Genomic DNA, 21,646 nt, shown 5'->3' with positions numbered 1-21,646 from the left:
GAAAGTTAAGGGAGCGGTTTGCTTAAATTGTAATATCCCTGATCCGAGGCAAGCTGCAGGAGATTACGGGCATAGTTTCCTGCCCAGGAATAGCCGTGTCGCCGCTCCTCGCTGATCTCCATAATATCCATGTACTTCTTGCCGTCGCGGTCCGCATAGAAGGGCACATCCTCATCTACATTGTAGAAACGGTACCATATCACACTGGACGGGTCAGGCTCGAAATACACCGGTCCTTGACGATTATATTTGGTTCCATCCTCTCGGACCTGATCAAACCAGCGGAGGGCGCTTTTGGCTGCGTGTTCAATCTCGGGTGTCTGAGGCCTGGACATAAGGAAAGCCGTGATGGCCACAGATTCGGATCCGGATTTGGATGCCAGTTCATAGGCTCTGCCGGATACAGGCGCGTAGGTTACCGGGTCATGCTGGGCACCCCAAACTGTAGGCACACCGCCGTTTTTAATTTGAGCTTTCAATGTATATGCGATTCCTCGATCCAAGGCCGCCGCCAGCTTGGACCGTGTATCCTCACTCAGAATATCGTTGTTGAAGCCTTTACGCTTCTCAATGATGTCATCGATGAGCACCATGGTTCGCACCATGGCATTGTCATTATAGGTAACGCTGTCGGAGTAATTGCCCCGCTGTGGATAAACCTGAGGCCATCCGCCTGAAGGATATTGGGAGACGAGGATAAAATCGACCGCTTTGCGGACGCTGTCCCGGAAGAGCGGGTTGCCCGTCTTTTCATACATATCAGCCAGGAAGCGGATCTCGGTTGTAGTTGCGTCATTATCAAACGTTCCGAGCTCTACGCCTTTTGGGTCTTTCCAATCCGAACGCGGCGCTACCCCGTCCCAGGAGGACTTGTACTTCTCCTCCATTGCTTTGAAGAACCCACCATGCGGCAGCTGCCAGGATACGATGTTTAGCGCATAAGCGGTGTCCTTGGCCAAGTCTCCCGTAGAGAACGTGCTGTAATCCCTGAACTTATTCAGCAGTGAAGATACATCAACCCCAGCAGAAGTTTTGGAGGATAACACCTCGGTTTTAATGGTGACAGGCGGGGAATCGGCAAAAGCAACCACGGGCCTGGCGATATCTGCGGTCAACATGGCGATAATTGCAGAGACAGGAACCAGCGTTAATGAAACAGAGATGGAACGTTTCTTCAAATGAATGCCTCCCAACATAATTGGTATTCTATTCATATAAAATCCAAATAAAGGGTCAATAATATTGTAAGCGCTTTCTAATATAAAAATCAACTGATATGCTTAAAATTTTATATTTGTTATCGTTCAGCGATCAGCCGCCAGCTCCACTATGCGGTTAGGATGAAGGCCTTTTTTCTCCAAAAGGTTCAATAGCATAAACCGTTATTGCTCAGGGGACAATAGGTCTTAGAGGTTGAAGCAGCGGCTCGTCCACAGGGCGATATCCTATTTTTTAAATATTTTTTAAGAAAACACTTGTAATGTGAAAAAGATCACATTATAATGAGTACATGAAGTGAAATAAATCACAAAGCCACCAAGTTGGTAGTGAATATTTTCACATAATCGTTTAGTTTCATTAGTGAATGTATTCACAAAAAGAATGGAACCATTGTCGTTTTAAAGACCAGGAATCAAGCGCAGCTATTTGATAAATGAAGCACGGTTTATATTTTATAACTTCAAGGGGGACTTTTATTATGAAAATCGCAGTTATCGGATGTACACATGCAGGAACCGCAGCCATCATCAATACCGCCAAATTGTACCCGGATGCTACCATCACGGTGTATGAGCGCAATGACAACATTTCCTTCCTATCTTGCGGTATTGCCCTTTATGTTGGCGGGGTTGTGAAGGATCCGGATGGACTGTTCTACTCTTCGCCAAATCAGCTGGCTGAGCTGGGTGTAGTCACCAAGATGCTGCATGAGGTTACAGCAGTGGATGCCGCGAATCATAAACTTCAGGCTAAAAACCTGAAAACAGGGGAAGAATTTGAAGATACGTTTGACAAACTCATCGTGACAACAGGTTCATGGCCTGTCGTTCCAAAACTTGAGGGGATCGAGATGGAGAACATCTTGCTCTGCAAAAACTACAACCATTCCAATACGATCATCGAAAAAGCCAAAGAAGCCAAACGTGTTACCGTTGTCGGTGCAGGGTACATCGGTATTGAACTGGTTGAAGCATTCCAAATGAACGGTAAGGAAGTCACCTTGATCGATAGTGTGGACCGGATTCTCAATAAATATCTGGACCCCGAGTTTACAGATGCCATTGAGGACACACTGACTGAACGCGGGATCAAGCTTGCACTGGGCCAGACTGTACAGAAATTCACCGGAGAGAATGGCAAGGTAACGAAGGTGATCACATCGAAAGGTGAATTCGAGACAGACCTTGTAATCCTGTGTATTGGTTTCCGTCCGAATACCGAATTGCTCAAAGGCCAGGTGGATATGCTGCCGAACGGGGCAATTATCGTGGATAAATATATGCAAACAAGCCAAAAAGACGTGTTCGCTGCAGGTGACAGCTGTGCGATTCACTATAATCCAACAGGCAAGGCTTCTTACATTCCACTGGCAACCAATGCCGTAAGAATGGGTACACTGGTAGCTCGTAACCTGGTTCGTCCAACAACGCCTTACATGGGTACACAAGGGACATCAGGAATTAAAATTTACGACCAGAATATTGCAGGTACAGGACTGACCGAAACATCTGCTACAGATGACGGGCTGGTGGTGGAAGCTGTAACACTTGAAGATGCTTATCGTCCGGAGTTCATGCCAACGGCTGAGAAACTGCTGCTCAAAGTCATTTACGAACAGGCTACACGCCGAATCGTCGGAGCACAAGTGATGTCCAAGGCGGATCTGACGCAATCGATCAATACAATCTCGGTTTGCATTCAGAACAACATGACCGTAGATGAGCTCGCCTTCATCGACTTCTTCTTCCAACCGCATTACAACAAACCATGGAACTTCTTGAACTCTGCCGGTCTTCAGGCTCTGCCTCCAGTAGAAGTAAAAGCACCAGCGATGGTGTAACTAATGAATCCGAGAGCTGCCGCAGAAATGCGGCAGTTTTTTATATAACTTGATGTAGTTGGTTCTAGAAATGGGTGCTATATTTAACAACAGGTTAGAGGTCAACCCATTAGATATGAACATGAAGGAGAGGTTCACAACATGCTTACAGATACAGTATCCGAGCTCAAAGTTTTGCTGCAATCCGTACCCCGTTCGTTTCTTGCACTGAATCCAAATGAACTTGTACAACCACGCATGGAAGGAAAATGGTCCCGTCTTCAGATTCTTGGACATTTATGTGATTCGGCTCTTCATAACGTAAGCCGGTTTGTCCAAATGCAGCATCAGACCGAACCATTGTCTATAACACCTTATCATCAAGACCAATGGGTAGAGAGCCAACAATATATAAGTGCACCAATTGAAGAGGTGTTAAATCTCTGGATCAGTCTGAATCAGTCTGTCATTCGTGTTCTATCCAGCATGCCGGAGACAGGGGAATCACCAACGTGCATCTTACCGGATGGAAGTGTGGTTACGATGGAATGGCTGGCACAAGATTACGTCCAGCATCTGCAGCACCATCTGCAGCAAATTTTTGGTGAACATCATCACCTGGGAACAGAATAAGTAACCAACCAGCTGCACTCAAGCAAGAGAGCACGGAAGCTGGAAAAGGGGACTTTAAGGACTTTGTGATAAATGTAACAAACCTGCCGAGCCCTTCGCGATACAATGAACATATCAACGATGTAAGCTGATTTCGTTCATGAACAGTGAAGGAGAGGATGGCATGGCGGCAAAAACACCTCTTGAGGTTGCACAATATACGGTGAATACGGGGATAAGGAAAGGACAGAATCCGGTGTCCTCTGTGCTCGTTCTCAGTTTTCTGGCAGGGGCATTCATTGCGCTTGGGTTCCTGCTGGATATTCGCGTGATTGCCTCCGCGCCAGCGGAATGGGGCAGCTTGGTTAACCTGATCGGTGCAGCGGTATTCCCCGTGGGCTTGATCCTGGTATTGATCGGCGGGGGAGAACTGCTGACAGGCAACATGATGGCAGTACCACTCGCCACACTGGCCCGTAAACTGTCCGTAGCCCGCATGCTGAAGAATCTTACCTTGGTCACGATCGGAAATTTTTTTGGTGCACTATTCGTGGCATATGCGTTCGGGCATGTACTTGGTCTCACAGGAGAAGGTGTGTATCTGACCAAGGTAGTGGATATGGCGGGACACAAGCTGCATGACGGCTTTCTACAGGCGTTTATATCCGGAATCGGGTGTAACTGGCTGGTAGCCCTGGCGGTGTGGCTGTCTTACGCTTCGGATACGATGAGTGGCAAGGTGCTCGGCATCTGGTTTCCGACCATGGCCTTTGTCGCTATTGGATTCCAGCACGTGGTTGCCAATATGTTTCTTATTCCGGCTGCCATCTTCGAAGGGCACTACTCATGGGGGCAGTACATCATGAACTTCATCCCCGTATGGCTCGGTAATCTGACGGGAGGTGCATTGTTCGTTGCTGCTGCCTACTGGATGGTGTACCTGCGGAAGGCGGAACCCGAGGTCAAACCGGTTGTTCAGACAGTAGAGCCGGAAGCCAGACCGATGTGGAGCAAACAGGCATAATCGCTCGCATATGTTCAACTGAATATATTAAAGCGATCCCCTATTGCCATGAATTCACGGTGTATGTTATACCGTAAGCCGGCGAAGATGGGATCGCTTTTTTTTACAGACAAAATAAATTCGCCATGACAAGGTTCGGGGGAACGAAACCTGTTCATGGCGAATTTCGGGAGTGGTCCATGATATGGCATGAGGAGGAAGTGGGGAAACACTAACCTAATGCCTTGCTTTTAATTTACCCCTGAATTTCGAGGATGAATCATGGGGCCAAAACTTTTTTTAAGATTGAAGGCATCAAGCCTGAGCGCACAAAACATGACTGTTCTCTTTACGGCATTACCTCCAAAATTATATGATGTAAGGATAGTTTTAAATGGGGAGGACTTGTACATATGATCGATCAGGAGAATGGCGTGTTCCCGTCGGTTTGCCCGCTTGACTGCCCGGATACTTGCGGCCTGCTGCTTCATAAGGAGAACGGTAAAATCGTGAAGGTGGCGGGCAACCCTGACCATCCGATTACGAAAGGTGCCATCTGTAATAAAGTCAGAAACATGGCTGAGCGGATATATCACCCCGAGCGGCTGCAATATCCAATGAGACGTGTCGGCGCGAAAGGTGAAGGCAAGTTCGAACGTATAAGCTGGGATGAAGCTATCCATGAGATTACGGGAAAATTCAAATCGATATCCACGAAGTACGGCTCGGAGAGTATCCTGCCATACAGCTTCTACGGCAATATGGGGATACTTGGGGTAGATGGGATGGATCGTCGATTCTTCAATGCGCTTGGTGCAAGTATGCTGGAGCAAACGATCTGCAATGCAGCCGGGAATACCGGATGGAAATATACGATGGGCGCCAATCGGGGAACGCTGCCTGAAGATACGGAGCATTCGGACCTTATTTTGGTCTGGGGAGGCAACATTGTAAGTACAAACATGCACCAAGTTGTTCTGGCTGAGAAAGCCCGCAAAAAAGGTGCCCAAATCGTGGTCATCGATGTTCACCGGAATCGTACAGCTCAATGGGGAGACTGGTTTATTCCGCTATACCCGGGGACAGACAGCGCACTCGCACTGGGACTGATGAATGTACTGTTTGACCGGGGCCTGACGGACGAAGCCTTTATGCAAAAGTATACTGTGGGCTATGAGGCACTGCGTGATCATGTCCGCGACTACACCCCTGAAAGGGTTGCGCGCATCACGGGTGTACCGGAAGCAGATATCGTGAAGCTGGCTGAACTGTACGGAAACGCGCAGGCAGCACATATTCACATCGGCAACGGTCTTCAGCACCATGACAACGGAGGCATGAATGTGCGCAGCATTGCCTGTCTGCCTGCCATCACGGGACAATGGCTGAAGCGAGGCGGCGGAGCCGTACGCACCAACAGCTATGCGAGCACCAATAGCGACGCACTGGAGCGTCCAGAGCTTCGGAGCAATTCAGAAGCACGGGTTGTGAACATGAACCGGATTGGCGAAGCATTGCTGGAAGCGCAGCAGCCGATCCGGGCGTTAATGGTTTACTGCAGCAATCCACTGGTGGTGGCACCGGATACCGAGCGGGTGGAGCGAGGTTTTGCACGGGAAGATTTGTTTACCGTTGTGCATGATCTGTTCATGACGGACACGGCCAAGTATGCAGACATTGTGCTGCCGGCCAAGTCTTCGTTTGAAGCGACAGATCTGTATACGTCCTACTGGCATCAGTATGTTCATCTGCAAGAACCGGTCATTGCCCCAATGGGCGAGAGCAAGAGCAATGTGGAACTGTTTTCGCTGTTGGGACAGGCGATGGGATATGATCCTGAGATTTTCGGTGAGACGCCGGAACAGATGATTGCGGACGCCCTGGCGGATACAGGTAATCCTTATATGAATGGAGTAACGCTGGAGGCCCTTCAGGAGCATCGTTTTGTGAAACTGGACATGTCGTCGCATGATTCATTCCTGGAACAGCTGCCTACGCCATCCGGGAAGATCGAGCTGTATTCCGAAACGATGGCAGAAAGAGGCCTTCCGCCGCTGCCTACATATCGTGCTCTAGTTGAAGGGTATGACGGGGAACATCCGGCTGGACCTGACGATGTGCATCCGCTTATGTTCCTGTCGCCACCGAATCACAATTTCCTGAATTCAACCTTTGCCAATACGGAGAAGCATCAACGTATGGAGAAAATGCCCATGCTGCTGATTCATCCGGAGGATGCAGCTCACAGAAACATTGAAGATGGCGATGCGGTGGTCGTATGGAATGACCGGGGACGGATCGAACTGACTGCCAAGGTGAGCGAATCCATGCTGCCGGGTACGGTTATCAGCCAAGGCTTGTGGTGGGATGGAAGCGGACGGAAACAGCGGGTGAATTCACTGACATCGGGTCGGCTGTCGGACATGGGCAACGGGGCAACGTTCTTCTCGGCCACTGTCGAAGTGAAGCGTCAATGAGTGTACTTGCAGATTGAGGCTTTTCAGGTAAGATGAACAAGGGATAAACCTTGAAGCAAGAATAAAAGGCAACGTTATATATACAAATGGCCTCCGCTCAGGTAGTTTAAGCCGCCGTGAGTGGAGGTTTGTTTTGTTCGTTTATGGTAGTAAGGAGAATGAAGATGATGAGATGGTTGGATACCTATCCAAAAGAAGTCAAAGTATTTTTGCTGGCAAGTCTGGTTAACGCGACAGGCAGTGCCCTGATGTGGCCGCTGACCACAATGTACGTATTTGATGAACTCGGGCGGACGATGGCTAACGCGGGATTCGTCATTCTGATCCAGTCGCTCGGCGGCATCTTTGGTCAGCTGCTCGGCGGTGCACTATATCATAGGGTTGGCGTGAAGAAGCTGATCATTGGATCGCTTGCCCTTAATGCACTTGGGTTGTTTGCCCTGCCCTGGATTAGTGCGTACTGGGTTGTATTTATATGTGCCATGGGCTGGATCGGTTTGTTCAGTTCCTTGTCGCTGCCTGCGATCCAGGCCTTCATTGGCTTTCGGTTTGCGGAGCGGCGGGGAGAGCTGTTCAATATTATTTATGTGGCGAACAACATCGGTGTAGCGATTGGGACGGCACTCAGCGGTTTCTTGGCCGACTTTTCCTATCACCTCAGCTTTGTACTGAACGGTGTGACCTCTGCCGGGTTTGCAGTCTTCTTCTGGTACTATCTGTCGCGGGTGGATACCAATCAGGGAGAAGTGCATCTGACGAAACGCAAAACGGTCCAGAATGGTCCCGGGATCTGGGCGCTGCTTGGCAACACCAGGTTATACCTGTTTATGAGCCTGGGGGTATTGTTCATCCTGTTTGGCAATTCCATCTGGAACACAGGCGTATCGCCGTACATTATCTCCGAAGGGATGGAGAAACGAATGTACGGACTGCTCTGGACACTGAACGGGGTTCTGATCTTCGTGGGGCAACCGTTCACGAGCTGGGTTAAACGAACCATGGCACGTACCTCCACTGCGCAGATGGCAGCGAGTGCGATATTCTATGGATTGGCTTATATCGTCATGATCACGATGTACAGCTATCCGGGCATGGTGTTTGCGATGGTGCTGGCAACCTTTGGAGAAATGCTGATCTCACCTGCAACCCCTGCCTTCATTTCGGACCATGCGGGCAGAGCTGCACCATTTTATATTGGAGTATCCGGCGGTATCGGTTCGATTGGTCGTGTCATCGGCCCTTATGTGATGGGTGTGATGTATGATAAACAGGGCTTGATCTCCGTAGCCTGGCTGGCAACGGCGATGGCAGGGGTGGCACTGCTTGGTTTTGCACTTCATGCCGTCCTGAATCGTCACCGTGAGGTGAAGGAGTATGGGTTGGATACCTAGAGTCTTCCAGGTAGGAGTATCATTGGAGCAGACATGTTAGACGAGCAGAAGATCCATCCAGCATGTCTGCATGTTCCACAAAATTTTGATTGACAAAAATGTGTTTTTATGCTATAATTTACATATTATTTGATTCCGTATATACTAAGGTTCTCCTGGCCAGGGGGACCTTATTTTGTTGTGCGGGGGGATAAATATGAAGCCAAATGAATCCAGCATTACGTCTTTGATCTCGGCCTTTGGCCGCGCCTATCACAGTCAGTATGACTCACCTTTGATTTTCGATGACCACATAGCCAAGGCTCTGATTTCTCCACAGGAGTTTAAACTGATTCGGGAGCAAATGGTGCAGGGCATTCATTTTTTTAATCCAGAAATGGCCGATATGGTGAAGGAGGACCCCGATAAAATATTGAGGTGGATCACCCATGTTCAGCTGTCTCCCATTGCTTTGGCGAGGGCAGCCTATTGCGAGCAGGTAGTGCTCCATGAAGTCAACCTGGGGGCCAGACAATATGTCATTCTGGGAGCCGGAATGGATACCTTTGCGTTAAGAACCCCGGAACTGAGCGACAGGCTGAATATCTTTGAAGTTGACCATCCGGCTACGCAGCAGTTTAAGAGTGATAGGCTGAGTTTGGCCAACCTGTCAATCCCAAGCAACCTGCACTTGATCCCAATGGACTTTGCGCATGGGTTTGCTTATGAAAATCTGACCAGCAGAGGTTTCAAAAATCAGAGAACGTTCCTCAGCCTGCTTGGCGTTTCGTATTACCTGTCCAAAGAGGTATTGTTCAATCTTTTGCGGCAGGCTTTTGCCAACCTTCCATCCGGAAGCTCGATGGTACTGGATTATGCGGATGAACGACTCTTTGAGGAGAAAGGCATATTTAATCGGGTAGAGAACATGTTGAAGCTGGCTGCGTCCTCCGGCGAGCCAATGCAATCCTGTTTCGCGTATCATGAGATCGAAGGTCTGTTGGCGGATGCAGGACTTCTCATCTATGAGCATTTGTCCCCTGAAGATATCCAGCAGCGATATTTCAACAATCGTACCGATGAATTGACTGCATTTGAGACGATTCATTTTATCCATGTTGTAAAAAAATAAGCGAATTTAGGGTGTAGCTTGGCATACTCTAATTTAGTAAAACACCCTTCCTCCGATAAGTCAGGGGGAAGGGTATTTGAGCTAACAATGTAAATGAAGCACTTTATCCGAATTGTGCCTGATGCAGTCGGCTATAGGAGCCTTCCCGCTCGAGAAGTTCATCATGGCTGCCTTGTTCGGCTACGCCACCGTTCTCTACGACAATAATGCGGTCCGCGTGCCGGATGGTTGCCAGTCGGTGCGCAATAACGAGCGTTGTACGTCCCTGAGCCAGCTCGGACAGCGCCAGCTGAATGGCAGCTTCTGTTTCGGTATCCAGAGCCGAAGTCGCTTCGTCCAGGATGAGGATGGGCGGATTTTTCAGAATCATGCGCGCGATGGACAGGCGCTGTTTCTGTCCGCCGGACAATTTCACGCCGCGTTCACCAATCATGGTGTCGAGACCTTCCGGCTGTGACCGTACCAGCTCTTCCAATTGTGCCCGGCGGATGGCTTCCCAGATTTCCTCATCCGATGCATTCAATTTGCCGTAAGCTATATTTTCACGAATGGTGCCATCAAACAGGAATATGTCCTGCTGTACAATGCCGATATTGGAGCGCAGCGACTCCAGCGTCATATCTTTCACTGGAATCCCATCAATGGTGATATGGCCAGCATCCACATCATAGAAGCGCGGGATCAGGCTGCACAGCGTGGATTTGCCCGCTCCGGAGGGTCCAACCAGTGCAACGGTCTGCCCGGCTTGAATCTCCAGATTGACCTGGTCCAATGTAGGCTTATGTTCACCATAGGAAAAGCTAACATTATGGAAAGCGATATCTCCGCTTACGCTTGTGATGGGCTTGGCCTGCGGTGTATCTTCTACATCTGGCACAGCTTCGAGAAGTTCCAGGTACCGCTTGAAACCAGCAATGCCTTTCGGATAGGTTTCAATGACAGAGTTAATCTGTTTGATCGGACCCAGGAAAATATTCGACAGCATCACGAAGGCGATAAATTCCCCGTAGGTCATACTTCCTTGAATGACAAACCATGTTCCGCATACCAGCACAAACAGCGAGACGAACTTCATCAAAATAAAACTAAGCGAGGAGTTCCACGCCATAATGCGGTAGGTGATCAGTTTGGTAAGGCGGAAGCGTTCATTATTTTCAGTAAAACGACCGATTTCGTGATTTTCATTGGCAAAAGCCTGTACCACACGGATTCCGCTGACCGTGTTTTCGACCCGAGCATTATAGTCTGCAATATCGGCAAACATGCGTTTGAAGGCACTGGACATTTTGCGGCTGAAATACAGGGACAGGTAGATCATCAGCGGCACGATAATAAAGGTCAGTACAGCGAGCTGCCAATTGATGCTGAGCATGATACCGAAGGCACCGGCCAGCGTCATCAGGGCAATAAATAAATCCTCCGGTCCGTGGTGCGCAATTTCCCCAATATCCATCAGATCATTGGTCATACGTGAAACAAGGTGGCCTGTCTTGTTATTGTCGAAGAAGCGGAAGGACTGTTTCTGTACACGTGTGAACAGTTCTCTCCGCATATCGGATTCAATGTTAATCCCGAGCTTATGTCCCCAATAGGTGACTGCAAAATGGAAAAAGGAACTAAGCAGATAGATGCCGAGTAAAGCGGCACATGCGGTTAAAATCATGGACCAGTTGCCCTCAGGGAGCAGCTTGTCCACCACCTGGTTTACTGCCAGCGGAAACACGAGTTCCAGCAGGGCAGCTGCAATGGCACAAGAGAAATCCAGAATAAAAAGTCCCCTGTAGGGGCGGTAATATGCCATGAAACGGCGAAGCATATGTATTTCTCCCTTCTATAACGCAAAAGCCCAGGCAGGCTTCAAGGCCTGTCCGGACATAGCGTTCAGTCATGATGGATATATTTTATAAATGCTATTTACTTGCGGTTCTGCTGTGCACGTTCCACGATCATATCAGCGAATTCTTCTGCTTGACCCTGGATTGCGATCGGATCAAAGTACCAGTAGCGGTCCTCCTGTAGTTCGTACACCTGGTTGTTCTTCACAGCCGGCAGGTTCTGCCAGATAGCATCGCCTTGGTAATTGGCATTACCCTCACTCACGGTCAGGAAAATATGATCCCCTGCATAATCACCGATGACCTCTCGCGAAATTTCCTTCCACTGCGTATCACCCATGAGTTCTTTCTTGGTGATCTCGAGCGGTGCAAGTTCCAATGCACGATAGACGGCCTGTCCACCGCGGCCAAAATTATCCCCGTAACCATAGTAACTCTTGTCGGATACTTCAAGAATCGAGAACGTTTCCTCGGGCTTAATCACTGCTTTTACCTTAGCGCGGGAGGCTTCAATGCTCTCGTCATATGATTTTAGCCATGCTTCGGCTTCTTCGGATTTGTTCATCAGTTCCCCGAATCCACGGATTTCGTCATGCACATTGGTGAATGTGCCGTAGGGAATGACAACGGTAGGTGCTATTTTTTGATATTTTTCAATCTCTTCAGCATCAGCAGAATAGGTAATGATCAGATCCGGATTCAATTCAACAACCTTTTCGAGAGATACGGCGCCGCGGTCACCAATACCTTCGACGTCTGCGACCTGATCCGCATAGAACGGATTATCCAGGTAGTAATTAACTGCACCAACGGGCTTTACACCAAGAGCAAGCAGATCACTTACGTACATATCCGTAACAATACGCTTGGGTTCGGCCGGGATCTCAACATCCCCGCTTAGGGATTTATAGATCCTTGTTGCACTAGCGGAAGTACCCGAATCGGTCGAGGACTCTGTGGTTGCCTCTGTTGAACCGGATGCAGATTCCGTTCCTGTGGCGGTCTGTTCTGCAGCGCTGGAGCCTGCACCGTTACTACAGGCAGACAGGATCATGATTATGGCTAGCATAAGCAGCAAGCCGGAAAAGCGTTTTTTGACGGCAAACATCGGTAAGTTCCCCCTGTGACAATTAATAATGATTATTATTCTCATTAATAACATAGAGGAAGATTTAATATTTGTAAATGGACAACTATGATCAGTGTTCCATGGACAATTATGATGTGAGTTTATGCACTATAGTCTGCAGCTGTTCAATAACCGATAGTGGATCAAATCCGTAAAACATGTCAGCTTCAATCTCGTAGACTTGTCCATTTCGAACAGCGCCAAGGCTGCTCCATTGCCCCTGACTTAGGAGTATTTCCAGAGCCTGTCGCTCCTCTGGATCTGAAGGGTAAGCCATAAATATGTGATCAGCAGCATACAGATGAATGTCCGAAGTGGGCACATGTACATAACCTGTGAGTAACTGGCCATCCTTCTCCATACGTGCGGGGGGAGTGAAGCCCAATGATTGATACAGGATATGTGAGGCCCTCCCCCAGCCTTGGCCATATACATAGGCTCCGCTTTTGCCAGTCCAAAAGATGCATATAGCTGATCCTCTCGTGCCGATCGATGAGTCCAGCATATGATTGGCGTCTGCCTGAAGCTGATCATACCGACTTAGCAATACCTTGGCATTGTTCTCCAGGCCTGTAACCCGGCCCAGCTGAAGGAATTGCTCCTGCCAATCCATTTTCTCGAATGGCATCAGAATGGTTGGTGCGATCTGGCGCAGTTCATCCGTGCTGGAGTGAGGCGCGTAACCGATGATGACGTCAGCACCGGAGTCTGCAATCAGATCAAGCCGGGTAAACAGTTCATATTCGGAGTGTTGTATGAAGGATTGCTGTCCATTTTGGGCCAGTTTATCTTCCATCCAGGAGGGCACAGCTCCCATGTAGGGGGTATAGCCCAGTGCCAGCAGAGAAGCGGTATAGTTATAAGTTAGGGATACAATCTTCTTGGGCGTCTTTCGGTAAAAGGTTGGCGCGGTTCCAACCATCTGCTTGAATTTGCGGCTTAAATAGAAAATATCCCGGTAGCCTGTCAGCTGTGCGAGCTCCTGCAGTGTGGGATTGGCGAATAGCAGACGCTCTTGTGCCAATCGGATTCTAAGGCGGGTGACATATTCTACAAAGGTAAGACCGGTATGCTTCTTGAATTCCCGCGAAAAGTGTTCGGGGCTCACATTGGCATCCCTCGCCAATTGATCTCGTGTCAGTGGATGGTCAACTTTGTCATGAATGTGTCTGATGACAAGGTCCAGCCATGAATGCTCATTGCGGCTCGAACGGACAGAATGATCGTATAACGCATCAAGCAGCTGATAGAATAGCATGTGGGGTTTGAACAGGCCGGGCGCCTCGCTTTTGGAACAGGCAAGCATCAGCTCGAATGCCATATCGGCAATCCCGCGGTTCGCAATGGATGCAGGTGTTCCAAACGGCCAGCGCGGCGATTCAATGTCGGTGCCTTCAAAAGCTATAGCAATCCCTTGTACCGGCGATAGAGAGCCGCGTGTCTGTTCATGCTGAATCAAGGTTCCGGCCTGCCGAACCACTACAGACCCGGTATTTACCGTCAAATTGCGATCCATGCTGATCAGTCTTGCCTGACCCGATGTAACGACATAAATCACATGCAATCTGTTCCAGTCTTCATCTGTGCGAGAAAAGGCCTCTTGGTCATGAAAATGAACCAGGTAGCGCAGCTTGTACATCACCGGTGGAAGGGACCGAATCTCGTGCATAGGCCCGTTTTGGGTTAGAGGATGTTGATCTTCACTTTGCTCTATATAGCTCATAACACAGGTGTCTCCTTACTTGGTTTGAGTTAATATGCAGTATATACCATAATTGTTGAATGTGGTTACCTGGATCAGGAAGTCCATTTATTTCAGCGAAAATGAATAAAGAGGTTGAAATCGCTATCAACACCGACTATAATAAAAATGTCGAAACGTTTCAATGTCTTGCCAAGAAGCATGTCCATACAATTTTTGTAATGAACTGCCTGTTGGGTGTACATTGAAGGGTTTATCTCGATGATAATGGATCCCCAGTTAAAGCTGGTCCGAATGAGCCATTGGGCAAGAAGTGAAATGGAAGAATTTTTTTTGATATCGCTTCGAAACGTTTCGATTGAATAGAAACGGCTATCATTCAATGATATAGTATAGAATTTGGTGGTTGTCACAACCATTTACAGTATAAAATGTAGGTAACTTATGAAATTGGTCAAGTTAGAAGGAGCGAACGTGGAATGGCAACGATTAAGGATGTGGCAAAGCTGGCAGGTGTGGCGCTCTCGACCGCTTCCTATGCATTAAACGGGGACAGCAAGGTTAGCGCCAAGACCAAGGCAAAAGTGCTGGAGGCAGCCCGGGAACTGAATTATCGCAAAAACGGCTTTGCCATGGACCTGAAACGGAGCCGGACGAATACGATTGCGTTAATTCTGACTGATCTTTCGGGTCCGTATTACTCGGAGTTGATTCGCAGTGTTCAGGATGTGGCGCTTGCGAATGGATATGATCTGATTGCATGCAGTTCGATGGGTGGGCGTGATTCGACTGCAGTCCGGTTTTTGCGGGAAAAGAGAGTGGATGGTGCGATTGTACTCGCACACAACATCCATGATGACATTTTGGTGGAATCTGCGGGGCATCGTTTTCCTATTATTGTAATGGATCGTCATCTTTCGGGTGACCATCTGGTCAATGTGCTGGTTGACGGTGAACAAGGTGGATACCTGGCTACGCGTCACCTGATCAATGAGGGGCACCGGAAGATTGCCTATATTAGCGGTCCATCCAACTCGTATGATAATGCCCTGCGTTACCAGGGATATCTGAGAGCCATGAAGGAAGCAGGGCTTGAGGAGAAATCCAAATGGCGTCTAAGCGGCAATTTCGTTCGTGAAGGCGGGCATAGCGCAACCAAAATGATGATTATGCAGGGCGAGCTTCCAACCGCTGTATTTTACGGGAATGACGAAATGGCTATAGGTGGTTTGAAGGCATTGGAAGAGAGCGGCATATCCGTACCCAATGATATTTCGGTTATCGGATTTGATGACATTCAATTGTCTGAATTCGTTCGTCCTCCCCTCACGACGGTACGGCAGCCGAAGCACGAGGCCGGATCACTTGCAGGACATCTGCTGTTCCAGATGCTGAATGGTGAAGCCGTGAATCCATCGTATACGTTGACGATTGATATGGTGGAACGCGAATCTGTACGCTCTGTGCAGGCAGAGTCGGGTAACCAGCCCGCGTAAGAAGCAGCATTTGGATGGATATGGTTCCTGGTATGCCTGGAGCATAAGGGACCGTATCTTAAATAAATAAATAATCTAATGATCCTTACGTAAATCTCGTTGAACAGGAGATGAAGCAATGGCTTTGATTCAATGCCAGTTGTTCGCCGAAAGTCTTAGCGTGTCTACAGACATTACCCTTATACTGCCTGAGCATTCACCGCTTCGCGCAAGCCGGAATGGAAAACTGCCTGTTCTGTATCTGCTGCATGGGCGCGGTGCAGACCACTCCGAATGGACACGGCATTCATCCATCGAACGATTGGCCGAGGCCCGGGGAATTGCGGTTGTGATGCCATCGGCAGGGCGAAGCTACTATATGGATATGCAGCAGGGCGGGTCTTATTTTACATATATAAGTGAGGAACTGCCTGCATTCGTGAAGTCGCTCTTTCCCATCTCGGACCGCCGTGAAGATACATTTGTAACAGGTGTTTCCATGGGCGGGTATGGTGCATTCAAGCTGGGTCTGCGTTTTCCGGAACGATATGCTGCGGCAGCCAGCCTCTCGGGCGGGCTTGATCTGGCAAGCAGGGTACGTGGCGAGGGGAACTTCACCCCTGCAGAAATGCAGAGCATCTTCGGGAGTCCGGAGCGAATTGAAGGCAGTGATGACGATCTGCTGGCTGTTAGCCGCAGACTGGCTGCGTCAGGGACGGCGTTCCCACAATTGTATCAATGCTGCGGGACAGAAGATTTTCTGTACGAAGCCAACCAGACATTTCGGCATACGATGAAGGAACTGGATGTACAGGTGACGTATGAGGAAGAGCCAGGTGGCCATGAATGGAGTTATTGGGATATGAAGATCAAGCGTGTTCTGGAATGGTTGCCTGTTCAGGTATAGCCAGCGTGAAAATAAAACCAGGGGTTCGTAACCGGATTGGCCTTGAAGAGGCCGGTTTGCAGAGGAACCCTATTCTTTTTCGGTCGATTCGAAACGTTTCGATTTTTACTAAATGAAGGAGTGAATGACATGACAACGATGATTAATGAACCGATCCGGCTGACTGCCGGGGAATTGACGTTTACCTTTTTGAACAGTGGGGACCTGTACCAGGCAACTTCCGGTACAACCATGCTGAACCAGCTGCTAAGCAACCAGATCGATGGTTCTCTGAACAATCTGTACCTGCGAGTACATGAGGGCGAGAACATTAGCTCTTTCCCGCTGCTGGGTGCACGTTCGAACAGTAAGGTGATTACAAGCAAGACTCAGCCAGACAATCAACTGATCTGGGAAGGCAGCATCCCATTGGAAGGACAGGAACAAGGCATTGGTTATCAGGTCGTGTTCACTGCAACATCGCAAGGCGTTTGGTTCTGGGATGTGAAACTGAAAGGGCAGCATAACGGAGTGGATATCGTCTACGGACAGGATGTTGGACTGGCTGATCCGGGTGCGGTACGCAGCAACGAGGCCTATCTGTCACAGTATATTGACCATACTGTCTTTGAAGATGGAACGAAGGGATATGTCGTTTGTTCGCGTCAAAACCAGCCTCAGGGCGGCGCATTCCCATATATGCAGCAGGGTTCTTTGACCAAGGCAGTCGGTTACTCCACAGATGGCTTCCAGTTCTTCGGTCTGTCCTACAAGGAAACCAACGAGCCTGAAAGTCTCAGCCGTAAGACGCTGGCTAATGAGACTTATCAATATGAGTTCGCCTATACGGCGCTGCAATCCGAGCTGTTGAACCTGAACGGGGAAGCTGAGGTTGTTTTCTATGGACTGGCGAAGTCCAATCATCCAGAAGGCATTTCTGCACTGGAGTATGCAGATGAAGTGACTGCGGCTTGGGACGCTGTACAGAAACTCGAAGTTCAGTACGGTGAAACACTCGAGCAAGTGAAGCTGTCTTCCAGCCTGGGCGAGCCGCTTGTGGCAATGGACCTGACGGAAGAGGAAATCAAGGAACTGTTCCCTGATCGTCATCAGGAAGAGCGTAATGAGGATTCACTCCTGTCCTTCTTCACAGGCAGCTACGAACATATCGTCCTGAAAGCCAAGGAACTGCTGGTGGAGCGTCCTCACGGTCATATTCTGATGAGCGGTGGCAACGTGAAGCTTGGAGCACCGGTCATTACAACAACATCTTATATGTACGGTATCTTCAACTCGCAGCTGGTTATCGGCAACACCAATTTTAACAAAATGATCAGTAACGCCCGCAATGCACTGAACGTGCCGAAGACCGCTGGCCAACGCATTTACGTAGAGATGGATGGCCAATATCGTCTGCTCACGATGCCGTCACTGTTCGAAATTGGCTTCAACTATGTGCGCTGGATGTACAAAACTGAATCCGATACACTCATCGTAACGAACTATACAGGTGCACATACAACCGAAGTGAGCATGAATGTGCGTTCTACAAGCGGTAAAGCCTATCGCTACCTGGTAACCAACCAGATCACAATGAACGTGAACGAATACGAATATCCGCTGCACATGACGCAGGATGGCAATACACTGGTCTTCAAAGCGGACCCAAAAGCAATCAGTGCTGGCACATATCCTGACTTGCAATATCGCATGTCTGTAGAGGGTGCCTCAATGAACGCAGGCGACGAGACGCTGCTGGCAAGCGGTATCCGCAGTGGATCGGCTTCGCTGGTTACGCTTAGCCTGGAAGAGAGTGCAGAGTGGACGCTTAAGGTTCAGGGTGTACTGGAAGGCCAAGTTGCTGAAGCTGGATCAACTCTTTCATTTGAAGAGGAAGTACAGGCTTATCGCGAATTCTTCGCGGGTGTAATGAATGGCTTCCGATTGTCCCGCGGCGAAGGTCAGAGTGCTGAGGACCTGTTCAAAGTGAATGCCTTGGCTTGGTGGTACACACACAACATGCTGGTTCACTATTCCGTGCCTCACGGTCTGGAGCAATACGGCGGCGCAGCATGGGGTACAAGGGACGTATGTCAGGGTCCGGTTGAATACTTCATGGCTACTCAAAAATACGAGCAGGTACGCGATATCATCAAAATGGTCTACACGCACCAATACGAGGATGACGGCAACTGGCCGCAATGGTTCATGTTTGACAAATATTTTGCCATTCAGCAGGAAGAGAGTCACGGCGATATCATCGTCTGGCCGCTGAAAGTGCTGGCAGACTATCTGACGGCGACGCGCGACTATGCGATTCTGGATGAGAAGGTGCCTTACACCGTCAAACACAGCTTCGGATTCACGGAAGACACAGCAACGGTACTGGATCATGCGAAGAAAGAGATCGAATACATTCGTTCGCACTTCCTGCACGATACGTTCCTGTCTTCCTATGGCGATGGGGACTGGGACGATACCCTGCAACCAGCCAATGCACAGCTCAAGCAGTTTATGGTGAGCAGCTGGACGGTAGCTCTGACGTATCAATCCGTCAACGTGCTGTCACAGGCTTTGAAATACAAGGATGCTTCCTTCGCAGAGGAGCTTGAAGCTCTGGCTCAGGGTATCCGTGAAGACTTCAACCGTTACATGCTGGGAACCGATGTTATTCCGGGCTTTGTGTACATGGAGGACGCGGATCAGGCGAAGCTGATGCTGCATCCGACCGATACAGAGACAGGTATTCAGTATCGTCTGCTGCCTATGACACGCAGCATGATCGGTGAATTGCTTACGGCAGAACAGGCTGAATCGCATTATGCATTGATTCGCGAGCATTTCCTGTGCCCGGATGGCGTGCGCTTGATGAATCGTCCAGCTCAGTATGCCGGCGGTGTGAGCACCCACTTCAAGCGGGCAGAACAAGCATCCAACTTCGGACGCGAGATCGGGTTGCAGTACGTACACGCCCACATTCGTTATGTGGAAGCAATGGCCAAACTCGGTAAGACCGATCAGGTATGGAATGGACTCGCGATGATCAATCCGGTTGGAATCGGTGAGGTTGTGCCTAATGCAGAGATCCGTCAAGCCAATGCGTACTTCAGCAGTTCCGACGGCAAATTCAACACACGTTATGAGGCGCAGGAGCATTTTGATCAATTGCGCAAAGGTACCGTGCAGGTGAAGGGTGGATGGAGAATCTACTCCAGCGGCCCGGGGATCTACATGAACCAGCTGATCTCGAATGCACTCGGTATCCGTCAGGAAGGTGGGGATCTGGTCATTGACCCTGTCCTGCCAGCCGAGCTGGATGGCATGCAGTTCGAGTTTGAATATGCAGGTGAACCGGTAACGTTTATTTATCACCTGAACGAAGGATCGGTTAACCGCGTAACCGTAAACGGCAAGGAGATCCGCACAGAAGTTACGGCGAACCGTTACCGTAAGGGCGGAGTCTGCATCTCACTGGATGAGTTCAGACAGCTGCGTACTTCGGACCGTACCATCGTTGATATTTATATGTAACTTACCTCTTATAGCTTGATGCTTGAGGGTAATGAAAAGGCCATCCTCCTTAACAGGCAGGATGGCCTCTTTCTATATAAGTAAGAGACAATGGTCCACGGCCTGTGTCTTATGTGGAGCACACGCTGACTGATCACCTTTATTAACGCAGCGGAACTGCCAGCATCGTATGCAGCAGCTCGTTGTGACGAACGGTTTTCGTAACGTAGCCATGCGACTCAAGCCAACCGGTTAATTCATCCAGCAGGGGGAAATGGCGTTCTCTTATGGCAAGCAGCTGGTCACTGTTTCCATCTGCCTCAGCTTGTCTTATATAAGCCTCGCGGTGAAGTGCATCCGCAAACATGAGATCGGTTAGACAGATTCGTCCCCGCGGGGTTAATACCCGTTGCATCTCCTGCAGTGCCAGCTGCTGCTGGTCCGGACTCAGATGATGGAAGGCGAAGCTGGACACAAGAAAATCAAAGGTTTGGTCCGCAAAAGGCAGCGCCAGGAAGTTCCCCAGCTTCACATGCATCCCGGGATACTTGGTACGGCATGTGCGCAGCATTTCTCTGGACTGGTCAATCCCCGTCATGATGGCTTGGCGTTCCAGTAACTTGCCAGCAAGATTGCCTGTGCCTGTTCCGATATCAAGTCCGTGTTCACCGGGAATAGGGGAGATCCAATTCGCAGTCTGTTCCAGCGCCTCGTCATAGTTGTGATATAGATAAAAGGAAGACGATGGGGCCTTCTTGGGATCTGGGTGTTCTTCGGTGCACCCGGATTCGTTATAAGGCATGCTACCGGCTTCTCCCGGGAAAGATGGGGAAGATGCAGGGATGCTGCCGCTCTTGGCGTGAACACGCTCATCATGGATAGCAGCCTGGGTATCATAGTTCCAACGATCATGCCAGTTCTGGCGTGCTTCCCGCAAGCGGCGTGAACTGTCTGCGAGCTCATGGAGATGGCTAACATCCAGCGGCCCGTCTTGACGATTGAGATCAATCATGCGCTGGGTCGTATCCAGCATGCGTTTCAGTTCAACCCACTGGGCATACATGACGGCCTGCTGCAGCTCCAGATATTCCTCCAGCCGCTGCTGGTTGCCTTGATCAATCTCACTGAGCGCGTGAGTAATATCCTGAAGTGACATGCCGATCTCCCGCAGTGCGGCAATCGTCTGAAGCCGCCAGATGTCATTTTCCGTGTAGCTCCGGTATCCATTGCTGGCCTGCTTGGCGGGGAGAATTAATCCTTTTTCCTCGTAAAAACGGATCGCTCTGGGGGATATGCCAAGCCTGCTTGCCGCCTCTTTGATATTCAAGGGCCGCACCTCCTTCATGATAATCAGTATAAACGATGACGTAACGTAAAGGTTAAGGGGGAGATCCCCATTTTAGTTCGGGCTTAGGGCTGTGCTACAATATAATCAGATGAAAAAAATGCGCTAGTGGCATCTATCAGCTATTATC

Annotated in this window: 14 protein-coding genes; 9 read left to right on the top strand and 5 right to left on the bottom strand. The window is 49.4% G+C overall.

Annotation, left to right across the window (positions count from 1 at the left end):
- Positions 1-5 precede the first annotated feature (5 nt).
- Complete coding sequence (gene pelA, locus PIL01S_RS09280) at positions 6-1,178, bottom strand: pectate lyase (RefSeq protein WP_246058153.1); 1,173 nt, start codon at positions 1,176-1,178, stop codon at positions 6-8.
- Positions 1,179-1,699: 521 nt separating this feature from the next.
- Between pelA and PIL01S_RS09275 the strand changes: the two genes are divergently transcribed.
- From PIL01S_RS09275 to PIL01S_RS09250, 6 genes are all read left to right on the top strand, one after another.
- Complete coding sequence (locus tag PIL01S_RS09275) at positions 1,700-3,061, top strand: FAD-dependent oxidoreductase (RefSeq protein WP_095360026.1); 1,362 nt, start codon at positions 1,700-1,702, stop codon at positions 3,059-3,061.
- A 141-nt stretch (positions 3,062-3,202) separates the two neighbouring features.
- Complete coding sequence (locus PIL01S_RS09270) at positions 3,203-3,673, top strand: DinB family protein (RefSeq protein WP_127537300.1); 471 nt, start codon at positions 3,203-3,205, stop codon at positions 3,671-3,673.
- A gap of 163 nt (positions 3,674-3,836) precedes the next feature.
- Entirely contained in the window at positions 3,837-4,676 is an 840-nt protein-coding gene (locus PIL01S_RS09265) for a formate/nitrite transporter family protein (protein ID WP_127537299.1), read from the top strand.
- A 392-nt stretch (positions 4,677-5,068) separates the two neighbouring features.
- Positions 5,069-7,132, top strand: coding sequence for a molybdopterin-containing oxidoreductase family protein (locus tag PIL01S_RS09260; protein ID WP_127537298.1), 2,064 nt, complete (start codon positions 5,069-5,071; stop codon positions 7,130-7,132).
- Positions 7,133-7,299: 167 nt separating this feature from the next.
- On the top strand, positions 7,300-8,523 hold the full coding sequence (locus PIL01S_RS09255; protein ID WP_127537629.1) for an MFS transporter: 1,224 nt from the start codon (positions 7,300-7,302) through the stop codon (positions 8,521-8,523).
- 196 nt (positions 8,524-8,719) lie between these two features.
- On the top strand, positions 8,720-9,634 hold the full coding sequence (locus PIL01S_RS09250) for a class I SAM-dependent methyltransferase (RefSeq protein WP_127537297.1): 915 nt from the start codon (positions 8,720-8,722) through the stop codon (positions 9,632-9,634).
- 103 nt (positions 9,635-9,737) lie between these two features.
- On the opposite strand, the gene PIL01S_RS09245 is transcribed toward PIL01S_RS09250, so the two are convergent.
- From PIL01S_RS09245 to PIL01S_RS09235, 3 genes are all read right to left on the bottom strand, one after another.
- The gene (locus PIL01S_RS09245) at positions 9,738-11,450 is read right to left on the bottom strand and encodes an ABC transporter ATP-binding protein (RefSeq protein ID WP_127537296.1); all 1,713 of its coding nucleotides are present in this window, start codon (positions 11,448-11,450) and stop codon (positions 9,738-9,740) included.
- A gap of 98 nt (positions 11,451-11,548) precedes the next feature.
- Positions 11,549-12,577: an iron-hydroxamate ABC transporter substrate-binding protein gene (locus PIL01S_RS09240; RefSeq protein WP_127537295.1), complete on the bottom strand. Its 1,029-nt coding sequence runs from the start codon at positions 12,575-12,577 to the stop codon at positions 11,549-11,551.
- Positions 12,578-12,686: 109 nt separating this feature from the next.
- On the bottom strand, positions 12,687-14,321 hold the full coding sequence (locus PIL01S_RS09235) for a helix-turn-helix domain-containing protein (protein ID WP_127537294.1): 1,635 nt from the start codon (positions 14,319-14,321) through the stop codon (positions 12,687-12,689).
- Positions 14,322-14,779: 458 nt separating this feature from the next.
- Between PIL01S_RS09235 and PIL01S_RS09230 the strand changes: the two genes are divergently transcribed.
- The 3 genes from PIL01S_RS09230 to PIL01S_RS09220 all read left to right on the top strand — a co-directional run bounded on the left by PIL01S_RS09230 (position 14,780) and on the right by PIL01S_RS09220 (position 20,192).
- Positions 14,780-15,796, top strand: coding sequence for a LacI family DNA-binding transcriptional regulator (locus tag PIL01S_RS09230; RefSeq protein ID WP_127537293.1), 1,017 nt, complete (start codon positions 14,780-14,782; stop codon positions 15,794-15,796).
- Between the two features lie 118 nt (positions 15,797-15,914).
- Positions 15,915-16,682, top strand: coding sequence for an alpha/beta hydrolase (locus PIL01S_RS09225; RefSeq protein WP_127537292.1), 768 nt, complete (start codon positions 15,915-15,917; stop codon positions 16,680-16,682).
- Positions 16,683-16,811: 129 nt separating this feature from the next.
- A complete protein-coding gene (locus PIL01S_RS09220; RefSeq protein ID WP_127537291.1) occupies positions 16,812-20,192 on the top strand; it encodes a GH36-type glycosyl hydrolase domain-containing protein in 3,381 nt (1,126 codons plus the stop codon).
- A 142-nt stretch (positions 20,193-20,334) separates the two neighbouring features.
- Here the strand turns inward: PIL01S_RS09220 and PIL01S_RS09215 are convergent, their stop codons facing one another.
- Positions 20,335-21,507, bottom strand: a complete 1,173-nt coding sequence (locus PIL01S_RS09215; RefSeq protein WP_371859941.1) for a methyltransferase domain-containing protein — start codon at positions 21,505-21,507, stop codon at positions 20,335-20,337.
- Between the last annotated feature and the right edge of the window lie 139 nt (positions 21,508-21,646).

It is taken from the genome of Paenibacillus illinoisensis NBRC 15959 (genome assembly GCF_004000925.1).
Classification (GTDB): domain Bacteria; phylum Bacillota; class Bacilli; order Paenibacillales; family Paenibacillaceae; genus Paenibacillus; species Paenibacillus illinoisensis.
The sequence above is the reverse complement of the archived record's forward strand: the minus strand, read 5'-3'. Positions and strand labels throughout refer to the sequence as shown.